Below are 1,822 nucleotides of genomic sequence, written 5' to 3'. Positions count from 1 at the left end.
GCTGAAACAATCGTGCGGGTGGCAGGCGTCCAGCGGCGCACCCGCCCGGAACCACGCCAGAAACCACATGGTGTTCGCTCGAAAGGGGAAACTCCGTGCGGGAATACTCATATCCAGTCGACCGGCATACTTGGAAAAGCAGGGATCGCAGACGATGACAGTGGCGTGACGCATCACCCGCCCGGGTGGACTCAACGGCCGGTCCGGACGGTCAAGAAGCGAGGTCTGTTGTCGCTTCTGGTGCAAAGGGAAACGTGCTGGTCGTCGCGCTTCGTTTCAGAACAGTTCTCGAATCTGCTGATCCAGCATGCCGAGATCAAGCGCCGGGACGCGAAATGACGGGCCGCCAAGAAAGCGCGCATGCCTTGGCTTCGCGAACAGCTCGAAGGGCGGCCTCGCCCGCCATTGCCTGTGCGAGCACGCGACCCGCGATGCCCGTCAGCGCCACGACGCGACCGATATGATCCGCGCACGAACGTCCGGTGTCTGGTAGTGGAGCCGACGTTCGAATGTCCGTGTGAAAGCGCGGGCGAATGGCCGTAGATGGCCGCGGGCGGTGTGGGCCGCCGTTGATCGGCCCGCATCGGGCAACTGTCGACCCGAGCCGGACGTTCGAATTTTTTTGGTCGGCAATGACCGGTTTGGGATCAGAGCCGACTGACGCAGAGCATCGAAGCTGCGGTGTGCATTCATGGCGATCACCCGGCGCCTGACACCGCATGACCTATCTGCGCCGCGTCTTTCCATCTCGTGTACCCGTGATTACTGCCGCCAAGCGTTGAGCAGCGGCTTTCATCTGCTCGCTGCTGAACCCTCCAAAGCCAAGAATAAGACCGGGGCGTCCCGTCTCCGGCGCAAACATGAGCGACACCGCGCGTACCGCGACGCCTTCCTTAGCGGCGCGCTCGACGACCTCCCGGTCGTCCAAGCCGTCTGCGAGCCAGAGTACGAGGTGCATCCCCTGATCGCCGGGCTCGATCCACGCGAGATTAGCAGGTAGCAAAGCTTCGAGCGTATCAATCAATTGACGCCGATGCTCGGAATAGACATTTCGAACCTTGCGTATGTGCCGCTCCAGATGCCCTTCCGCCATGAAGGCGGCGAGCACGTGCTGATCGGCAGTTGGCGGGTGGCGATCCATGAGCACGCGTGCACCGCAGAACGCATCGACGAGATTGCGCGGGACGATCAAATAGCCCAGCCTGAGAGATGGAAACAGAATCTTGCTGAACGTACCAAGATAAATCACGCGATCCGGAGCCAATCCTTGAAGGGCCGGAAACGGATAGCCCTCGTAGCGTAGCTCGCTATCATAGTCGTCCTCGACTACCCAGGCATTACTGCCGCGTGCCCACGCGAGCAAGGCCGTGCGCCGCGCCATGCTCAAGGGCATCCCCAAGGGATACTGATGGGACGGCGTAACGAATGCCGCGCGCGCATGCGGGGCCATGCTTATGCCAGCCTCAACATCAAGACCCTCTGCGTCAACAGGCACACGGATCACGCCCTCGCGATAGCCGATGTTTTCAAGTATTGCGGTGACGCCACGGTAAGCAGGGTTCTCGACCCACGCCTGATCGCCCGGACTAAGCAGGACCTGACTCGCGAGAAAAAGTCCCTGTTGCGTACCACTGGTCACAATGACTTGGTCCGCCTCACACCGCACGGAGCGGGACCTTCGCACATAGGTTGCGATCGCTTCGCGCAGGGGTAACGCGCCCAACGGATCAGCATATCCCGTGGGCGCGCCCGGGCCCCTTGCGCGCAACCGGTTACCTAGGCGACGCCAGATATCGCCGGGCGCGGTCAAACCGACCGGGAC

The 1,822-nt window shown here is 61.9% G+C and carries 2 protein-coding genes and 1 pseudogene; 1 reads left to right on the top strand and 2 read right to left on the bottom strand.

Going from position 1 to position 1,822, the window contains the following annotated elements; translation table 11 throughout:
* A partial coding sequence (locus P0D73_RS46345; RefSeq protein WP_408436441.1) for a hypothetical protein occupies positions 1 to 339 on the top strand: 339 nt, incomplete at its 5' end.
* On the opposite strand, the pseudogene P0D73_RS46340 reads toward P0D73_RS46345, so the two are convergent.
* A pseudogene (locus P0D73_RS46340) lies at positions 277 to 457 on the bottom strand (FAD-dependent oxidoreductase); the annotation flags it as partial. The gene P0D73_RS46345 and the pseudogene P0D73_RS46340 sit on opposite strands and share 63 nt — an antisense overlap.
* Before the next feature lie 267 nt (positions 458 to 724).
* Positions 725 to 1,822, bottom strand: a 1,098-nt coding sequence (gene pdxR / locus P0D73_RS46335) for a MocR-like pyridoxine biosynthesis transcription factor PdxR (RefSeq protein ID WP_408436438.1), incomplete at its 5' end; no start/stop codon positions are given.

Source organism: Paraburkholderia sp. RL18-101-BIB-B (assembly GCF_046026985.1).
GTDB lineage: Bacteria > Pseudomonadota > Gammaproteobacteria > Burkholderiales > Burkholderiaceae > Paraburkholderia.
Note: the sequence above shows the minus strand (reverse complement) of the source record. Positions and strands in the feature narration are given on the sequence as shown.